The following is an 8,677-nucleotide window of genomic DNA, read 5'->3' on the forward strand; positions in this document are numbered from 1 at the left end:
GCCCGCCGAACAGGAAGGCGACCCGCGGCCGGGTGCCGTCGTGGCGCCCCGTCACGACCCGGGCGGGATCGCCGGAGGCCAGCGCGGCGGCGACGGCCGCGGCGTCCGGGCCGGTCACGGTGCGGCGCTCGGGGAAGGCGTGCCGCCCCAGGGCCGCGGTGTACGCGGCGTCGGCCAGCGGTACCCGGCCCTCCCGCAGCCGGGCGGCGGTGCGCTCGGTGAGCTCGTCCAGCGCCCGCCTGTCGCGGGCCGACAGGACGAGCAGGTGGGAGGCGCGGTCCGGGCCGTCCGGGGGCGCGACCGGGGGCGGCTCCGCCAGGACGACGTGCGCGTTGGTCCCGCCGAAGCCGAACGCGCTGACCCCGGCGAGCCGGGGGCGGTCCGTGCGCGGCCAGGGCGTGCTCTCCCGCTGTACCCGGAACGGGCTGCCGGCGAAGTCGATCGCCGGGTTCGGCGCGGTGAAGTGCAGGGTGGGCGGCAGGGTCTCGTGCCGGAGGGCGAGCACCGTCTTGATGACCCCGGCGACGCCCGCGGCGGCGTCCAGGTGGCCGATGTTCGCCTTGAGCGAGCCCAGCGCGACCGCACCGGCGGGCACCCCGCGGTAGGCCGACGCGAGGGCCCGGACCTCGACCGGATCGCCCAGCGCCGTGCCGGTGCCGTGGGCCTCCACGTAGTCGATCTCCTCAGGCGCGACGCCGGCGTCCCGCAGCGCGGCGGTGATCACCTCGGCCTGGCCGTCGACCGCGGGCGCGGTGAAGCCGACTTTGACCGCGCCGTCGTTGTTCACCGCCGTGCCCTTGACCACCGCGTGGACGGTGTCGCCCGCGGCGAGCGCGTCGTCGAGCCGCTTGAGCACCACCACCCCGACGCCGCTGCCGAAGACGGTGCCGGCGGCCCGGGCGTCGAACGGCCGGCAGTGGCCGTCGGGGGAGAGGAACGAGCCGTCCTGGTGCAGGTAGCCGCGTTCCTGGTCGGGGTTGACGAACACGCCGCCGGCCAGTGCCGTCTCGCAGTCCCCGTCGCGCAGCGCCCGGCAGGCCAGGTGCACGGCGACGAGCGAGGTCGAGCAGGCGGTGCGCAGCGACACGCTCGGCCCGCGCAGGTCGAGCTTGTAGGCGACGCGGGAGGCCAGGAAGCCCAGTTCGTTCCCGAGCAGCACCTGGGTGCGCCCGATGGCGTCGACCACGTCGGGGTTGGAGTGGATGTTGGCCAGGTAGTTGTTGGTGCCGGCGCCGCCGAACACCCCGACCCGCCCGGTGAGGCGCGACGGGACGTGCCCGGAGTGTTCCAGGGCCTCCCAGGCGGTCTCCAGGAACACCCGGTGCTGCGGGTCCATGGTCTCGGCCTCGCGCGGGGTGTAGCCGAAGAACTCCGCGTCGAAGCGGTCGATCCCGTCGAGGGCGGCCCCGGCCGGGACGAAGTTGGGCCGGGCCACGTCCTCGGGCGGGGCCCCGGCCGCGAGCAGTTGTTCCCGGGTGTAGAAGGAGACGGACTCCACGCCGTCCCGCAGGTTGCTCCAGAACTCGTCCAGGTCCCGGGCGCCGGGGAAGCGTCCCGCCATGCCGACGATGGCGATGTCCCGCGCCGTGTGCCGATCGGGCCCGTGCTCTGCCACTGTTGCTCCGTCGAGGGGGAGGAGGTGTACCCGCACCGGGGTGTCCGGTGGGTTCGGCCGGTGTGCCGCAGAGGTCAGTCACCCTCGGGCATCCGGCTGCGTCCGGTCAGGTTGACGAGCACCGTCTCGTCGTTGCCGATGCGTCCCGCCCGGGCCTCGTCGCGGACGGCCGCGATCGTGGCGGCCGCGGCGTGGCAGACGTCGACGCCCTCGAACTCCGCCAGCATCCGGCGGGCGGCGACCAGCGCTTCGCGGTCGGCGGAGAGGATCGACCCGCCGCTCTCGGTGGCGATGGCGTGCAGGTACGGGTAGTAGGGCGCGCCGTCGCCCAGCAGGATGGCGGTGGCCAGCCCGGACGGGTCCTCCAGCCGGTCCGCCTCGGTGAGCTCGCCGCGGCCCTCGCGCCAGCCCTTGGCGGCGGGCGCGCAGGACTCCTCCTGGACCATCAGGAACCGCGGCATCCGGTCGAGTTCGCCGATCTCCCGGTACTCCCGCACGCCCTTGTGCGCGGCGAGCACGCCCATGCCGCTGCTCACCGCCTGCACCACGACGTCCGGGGTGCGGTCCATCGCGTCGAAGGCTTCCAGGTAGGCCAGCTTCAGCCCCTCGCGCCGCGCCCAGTTGAAGAATCCGGCGTCGAGGTGCAGGCCGTTAGCCTCGGCGAACCGGCGGGCCTCGGCGGAGGCGGCCACGTAGCTGCCGGGGACGACCGTGAGCGTGGTCCGGTCGTCCTGCTCGACGTCGTGGTTGGCGACGAAGGCGGCGCCGCAGAAGAAGTGGGCGCGCATTGCGGGGTCCGTCCGGACGGCCCGGGCGAGCGCGGTCGAGCTGTTGCCCGTGCTGGAGGCGACGAACTCCTTCACCCCGAACTGCCGGAGCACGGCCGTGACCACGGAGGCGAGCCGGTCCTTGGTGGTGTTCGTGGGCTGCCGGGACTCGTCCTTGATCCACAGCCCGGGCACGCCGATGGCCTCGCCCAGTCGGGGCGCCGGGCGGCAGGGCGTCCGTACGGTGATCCCGGAGTCGAGGAAGCCGCGGGAGGCGAGCGGCAGGAAGTCGAAGTACACCTGTTCCGGGTCCGCGTGGTCGTGGCGGGACGCGGCGGCCAGGAAGTACCGGGGTTCGAGCGCGCCCGAGCAGGAGGGACATCGGTAGACGGGAGCGGGCGCGAACTCGGCTCGGCAGAGCACGCAGACCAGCGTGAACTTGCCGTCGGCGCCGGTCGGCTGAGCGGTGGGCGAGGCCATGGCGGTCCTTTCACTGCGGTGCGGGGCAGTCGGTTCGGGGGCACAAGCAGGAACGCCCCCCGTGGACACGGGAGGCGTTCCTCGTTTCGCGGCGGTGGGTGCGGGTCAGCCCTCCCCGTTCCACGACCGCCACAGCGCCGCGTAGGACCCGCCGGCGGCGACCAGTTCGTCGTGGGTACCCAGCTCGACGATGCGGCCCGACTCCATGACGGCGACCCGGTCCGCGTCGTGGGCGGTCTGCAGCCGGTGGGCGATGGAGATGACCGTCCGGTCGGAGCGCACGGCGGCCATGGCCCGTTCGGCCTGCCGCGCCGTGGCCGGATCCAGCAGCGAGGTCGCCTCGTCGAGGATCAGCGTGTGCGGGTTGGCCAGGTGGACCCGGGCGAGGGTGAGCTGCTGGGCCTGGGCCGCGTCGAGTTCGAGGCCGCCGGCCCCGAGCGCGGAGTCCAGTCGGTCCGGGAGGTCGCGCACCCAGTCGGCCTCGACCAGGGCGAGCGCGGCGAGGATCTCGTCGTCGCCGGCGTCCGGGGCGGCGATGGTCATGTTGTCCCGGAGGGTGCCCATGAACACGTGGTGCTGCTGGGTGATGAGGACGATGCGTTCGCCCAGCTCGCCCGCCGCCGCCAGGTCGGCGACCGGCACGCCGCCGACCCGGATGTGTCCCGCGGCCGGGGCGTCAACGCCGGACAGCAGCTTGCCGAGGGTGGACTTCCCGGCGCCGGACGGGCCGACGATCGCCAGCCGCTCGCCCGGGCGGACCACCAGGTCGATGTCGGTGAGCACGTCGTGCGAGCCCGGGTAGGCGTACCGGACGCCGCCGACCTCGATCCGGTCGTCGGACGGCCGCCGGTCGAGCACCGACGGATCCTCGGACACCAGGCTGACGCCCTTGATGCGGGCGAACGAGGCCCCGCTGCGCTGCAGTTGCTCCACCCAGTTGAGCGCGCGGTCGAGCGGGTCGACCAGCTGCCACATGTACAGGCTGCCGGCGACCACCGTGCCCAGCCTCACCGCGCCGTCAAGGTAGCCGAGGCCGCCGACCAGCAGGATCAGCGCCATGGGCAGCGAGTGGGCGAACTCGGTGATCGGAAACAGCACGGTGCGCAGGAACAGGGTGCGCACCCCGGCCCGGTAGGTGGTGTCGATGGCCCGGTCGACGGCGAGGTTCTGGCGCGGGCCGAGCCCGAACGCCTCGACGGTGCGGGCGCCGTGGGCGGTGGCGTTGAGCGCCTCGGTGACCCCGCCGGCGGCGGCGCCCTCGGCGAGGTAGGCGTCCCGGGCCCGGTTCAGGTACCAGCGGCTCACCGCCCAGACGATCGGCAGGCTGACCAGCGCGCACAGCCCGATCAGCGGGTCGAGCAGGAATGCGGCGACGAAGATGAACAGCACCTGGACGCCGGCGATGAAGACGTCCGGGGCGGCGTTGCGCAGGGTGGCGGCCACGGTGCCCACGTCGAGGGAGGAGCGGGTCACCAGGTCGCCGGTGCCCACCCGCTCCGCGTACCGTCCGGGCAGTGCCAGCGTCCGGTCGATGACCTCCTCCCGCAGCCGGGCCAGGGCACGCTCCCCGAACCGGTGCGAGTGGTAGCGCGCGAAGCGGGTCAGCAGCAGCTGGGCGAGGGCGAAGCCGAGCACCGCCGCGGCCAGTCCGTCGACCTGGCCGACGGTCAGCTCGCCGTTCTCGACGCGGGTGACGATGCGGCCCAGGAGCCAGGGTCCGGCGACCCCCGCCAGTGCGGCGAGACAGGTGAGCAGGAGTATCCCGGACATCGCCCGGCCGTCGTCGGCGATCAGGCGCCAGCTGGCCCGTCGGACGGTCGCCGGGTCGGCGACCGGGAGTCGGCGGGCCTCGTCGTCGTGGCTCATCGGGCCAGTCCTTCCTGGGGCTCCGTGGTGGCGTCGGTGCCGGCCCCGGTGTCGCCGCGGAACACCAGTGCCGCGTAGGCGGGTTCGGAGGCGAGTAGTTCGCCGTGGGTGCCCACGGCGCGGACCTTGCCGTCCACGAGGTGGCAGACCTGGTCGGCCCGGCCGAGGACCAGCGGGGAGGTGCTGACGACCAGGGTGGTGCGGTCGGCGCGGTAGGCGCCGATCCGGGAGGCGGCGGCGGCCTCGGTGAGGGCGTCGAGGGCCGAGGTGGGCTCGACGAGCAGCAGGACCTCGGGGTCGGCGAGCAGGGCCCGGGCCAGCCGCAGCCGCTGGAGCTGGCCGCCCGAGACGTTGCGGCCGCGGTCCTCCAGTGGCGCGTCCAGGCCGCCGGGCAGGAGGTCGACGATGTCCTCGGCCGCCGCCGCGTGCAGGGAACGCTCGATCTCCACCGCCGTGCGCCCGCCCTGGACCGCCACCGCGGAGCCCAGGGTGCCGCCGAACACGTAGGACTCGTTGTCGGACACCAGGACGTGCCGGCGCAGCGCGGTCGTCTCCCAGTCGGAGACGCCGACGCCGTCCCAGGTGGCGTCGGACTCGGCGTAGCCGGCCAATCGGTCCACCACGGCGCGGGCCTCGTCCGGTCGCGCCGCGACCAGGGCCGTGACCTGCCCGGGGCGCAGCACCAGGCCCGACTCCGGGTCGTGCAGCTCCGCCGGAGCGGCGGGCGGCGTCGTGTGGGTGCGCTCGCGGGCCGACTCGGGCCGCAGCGCCAGGATGTCGACGACGCGGCGGGCGGAGACGAGGCCGCGCGGGAGGTCGTCGGCGCCCTCGATGAAGAACGAGACGGGTACCAGGAGCGCAGCCACGTACCCGTAGACGGCGACCAGTTCGCCGACCGTGATGTCGCCGGCCGCCGCCATCCGCGCGCTGAGCCAGGTCACCACGGCCAGGAAGACGACGGGCAGGCAGGCGCCCAGGGCCTGGACCCAGCTGGTGAGGGAGGCCACCTGGTAGCCGAGCGGCACCAGGTCCTGGGAGCGCTGCCGGTAGCGCCTGGCGAACATCGGCTTGCCGCCGATGCCGTTCAGCACCCCGAGCCCGGCCACCATGTCGCCGGCCAGGGCGGTCAGCGCCCCTTGCTCCTCGCGGTACCGGCCCTCGGCGCCGTGCAGCTTCTCCAGCAGCGGACCGATGGTGACGGCCAACAGCGGGACGCCGAGCAGGATCACCGCCGCCAGGACGGCGGAGATCCTGACCAGTAGGACGGCGGTGGCGAGGTATGCGACAACCGCGCCGACGCCGGGCCCCGTGATGGTCAGGGTCTGGGCGATCCGGCTGATGTCACCGGCCTGCAGGTGCGTCAGCTCGCCGGCCGACACCTGGCGCGGCAGCGTCGTCCCCAGCCGGTTCACGTGGCGGGTGATGGCCTGGACGGTCCGGTAGGCGGCGTCGATCCGGATGAACGTCATCGTGCGGTGCCGCAGGATGCCGAGGACGGCGACGAGCGCGCCGACCGCGAGGACCACCGCCACCCAGCCGACCAGCGCCCCGGTGTCGCGCCCGCGCAGCCCGTCGTCGATCGTCCGCGACATCAGGTACGGCGGCAGCATCAGCGCGCACATCCACAGACTTCCCCATGTCGCGCCGAGCAGTACCCGTTTGCGCTGCATCGACACGAGCCACCAGAGGAACCGCATCGGGCTCCGGTGGTCGGGCGACCCCGGGTCGGCGTACGGGACCCGGCGTGTACCCGTGGGCTGGTCTGGTCCGTCGGTCATCTCGCTCGTCCTTGGGTAGGTTTGCTGGGACTCGATGCGGCGGTGTCCGGCGTGGATCGGGCACCCGGGCCGCACGACGTCCTGGCAGGGGCGCCCCGAGTTCTGGCAGGGGCACCCCGCGGCGTCCGGTGGCGTTGGCCGTCGGGGGACGGCGTCCTGCAAGGGGGGAGTGCTCCCTGCCGGAATGCCCGTGACGTCCGGGATGCGGACGCTCTCCCCCGTCCGGGGGGCGGGTCTGGCGGAGACAAGAACGCTCCACACGGCCGATCGTGCGGAGCGGAGTCGTGGTGCGCACACTGCACCAACATCGGACCCATATTCTTAGAGCCGTGTGGGCTTGTCAATATCGGGCCAGATCGGGTGCCGCGTAAGGTGGTTGGGCCCGACTGCCCGACTACGCGACGGGTCCGGCCCGCCCCGCAGCGGCGCGGGCCTCTGTCACGCGGCGGTGTCGCCGCGCAGCAGGCCGGACCCGTCGGGCGCCTCGGCCGGGTCGTGGCCGGTCGTCACCACCCGGTTGTGTTCGTCGACGAAGACGACCCGCGGCTTGAGCGCGCGGGCCTCGTCCTCGGACACTTGGGCGTAGGCGATGACGATGACCAGGTCGCCGGGGCTGATGAGCCGTGCGGCGGCGCCGTTGATTCCGATCACCCCGGAGGCCCGGGGGCCTTCGAGGACATAGGTGGAGAGCCGTGCGCCGTTGTCGATGTCGACGATGTCGACCCGCTCGCCGGCCAGCAGGCCGGCCTCCTCCATGAGGTCGGCGTCAATCGTCAGGGAGCCGACGTAGTGGAGGTCGGCCTGGGTGACGGTGGCGCGGTGGATCTTGGACTTCATCATCGTCAAGTACATGCTTGTGGTCCTCGGGGAACGATGGATTCAGCTGGTGGTCAGGCCCGGATGCGAACTGCCGCACGGCGGCGGTGGGAGCGATGCACGGGAGTGGTCACGGCGTCGCCGGCGGGCCGGCGTCGCCAGAGTGTCCGGCCGCCGAAGTACCCGGGATGCCACCGTACTCGAAGAATCCCGGGCTTGAACCGGCGGAGGATGATTGTCCGGAAATCGGTCGTCCTGAGCAGTGCCCGCGAGCCCTCGGCCCGCAAGGTGTCCGGCGTGGGGGGAATCAGGCCCTCGCTCGTCATCCGGCACGACTCCAGGGGCGCCCACGGGATGGCCCCGGTGCCGGCCGTCACCAGGCCTGTCAGGACGCGGCGGTCGCTGACGCCGGCTTGTCCCGGCCCGGACGCTGAACGTGGAGTAACCCGCGCGAGCGCGGGGCCGACCACTGGCCGTTCATTACCCCGGAACGCCAGCGCCGGCTACTGCCTCGGCCGTTACAATGGAGAACGCAGTGAGGGCTCGCGGCCCGTGCGCGTGTCAGGTCTGCTTTCACGGACCCCGGCCGACGGCCGGGGTTTCGTCATACCGCGCCGCGTCCGCCTCTTCGGCCAACTCCGTTGCGGAGCCGGGGCCTTCGGCAGGTATCGCGCGGCCGCGCCCGTGTGGGACGGCAACCGGAACATCGTCACCACCTTCGGGCCGGACGCCTAGGCGTACGCCGCCAACGGCGTCTGGCGGCTGCGGGTGACCGACCTCCAGGGTGACTGGCCCGGGGTGATCAAGAGCCGGTCCCTGCGGTTCTGACGGCCCGGCGGGATGCGGGTCGCCCGGGGCCGGCCGGTCAGCCGGCCCCGAGGGCGGCCGCCTCCTGCCGGATCAGCTCGCGCAGGGCCGCCAGCCGGGGCCTCCCGTCGTCCAGCCGCCACTGCATCTCCAGCGGCAGGGTGGCCCGGTCCGCGAGCCGGACGGTGACCACGTCCTCGGTCAGGTGCCCGGCCAGCGAGGCGGGGACGAGCGAGAAGGCACGGTTCTGCGCGAGCAGGTAGAGCCGCGACCCGACGATCCGCGGCGGGCTGACCAGGACCGGCGGCTCCACCCCGCGCTCCGAGCAGAGCCCGAGCACGTGGTCGTAGTAGCGCGGGTGCTGCTCCCGTGACCAGAGCAGCAGCGGCAGGTCGCGCAGCTCGTCCAGTCGGATCGCGTCCCGCCCGGCCAGCGCGTGCCGGCGGCTGAGCGCCACCCGGACCGGCTCGTCGGAGCATCGGGGAGAGCTGGCCGTACTCGATGTGCGGCGCCGGGATGCTCTGGGTGTTGCCGCCGGCGGCGGCGAG

6 protein-coding genes are annotated in these 8,677 nt (G+C 73.7%); all 6 read right to left on the reverse strand.

The window, feature by feature from the left end; all coding sequences use genetic code 11:
• The coding region (locus tag ABZ885_RS30890) for a beta-ketoacyl synthase N-terminal-like domain-containing protein (RefSeq protein WP_360195803.1) at nucleotides 1-1,615 on the reverse strand (1,615 nt) is incomplete at its 3' end.
• A gap of 74 nt (nucleotides 1,616-1,689) precedes the next feature.
• Nucleotides 1,690-2,862, reverse strand: a complete 1,173-nt coding sequence (locus ABZ885_RS30895) for a pyridoxal-phosphate dependent enzyme (RefSeq protein WP_360195805.1) — start codon at nucleotides 2,860-2,862, stop codon at nucleotides 1,690-1,692.
• Nucleotides 2,863-2,967: 105 nt separating this feature from the next.
• The gene (locus ABZ885_RS30900) at nucleotides 2,968-4,728 is read right to left on the reverse strand and encodes an ABC transporter ATP-binding protein (protein ID WP_360195808.1); all 1,761 of its coding nucleotides are present in this window, start codon (nucleotides 4,726-4,728) and stop codon (nucleotides 2,968-2,970) included.
• A complete protein-coding gene (locus tag ABZ885_RS30905) occupies nucleotides 4,725-6,506 on the reverse strand; it encodes an ABC transporter ATP-binding protein (protein WP_360195811.1) in 1,782 nt (593 codons plus the stop codon). The genes ABZ885_RS30900 and ABZ885_RS30905 overlap by 4 nt, the downstream gene beginning before the upstream one ends.
• A 438-nt stretch (nucleotides 6,507-6,944) precedes the next feature.
• Nucleotides 6,945-7,358 (reverse strand): aspartate 1-decarboxylase, encoded by a 414-nt coding sequence (gene panD, locus ABZ885_RS30910; protein ID WP_360195813.1) that lies wholly within the window; start codon nucleotides 7,356-7,358, stop codon nucleotides 6,945-6,947.
• Between the two features lie 829 nt (nucleotides 7,359-8,187).
• Nucleotides 8,188-8,677: LysR substrate-binding domain-containing protein (locus ABZ885_RS30915; RefSeq protein ID WP_360195815.1), on the reverse strand; the 490-nt coding region annotated here is incomplete at its 5' end.

This window comes from Kitasatospora sp. NPDC047058, from assembly GCF_040643935.1.
GTDB lineage: Bacteria > Actinomycetota > Actinomycetes > Streptomycetales > Streptomycetaceae > Kitasatospora.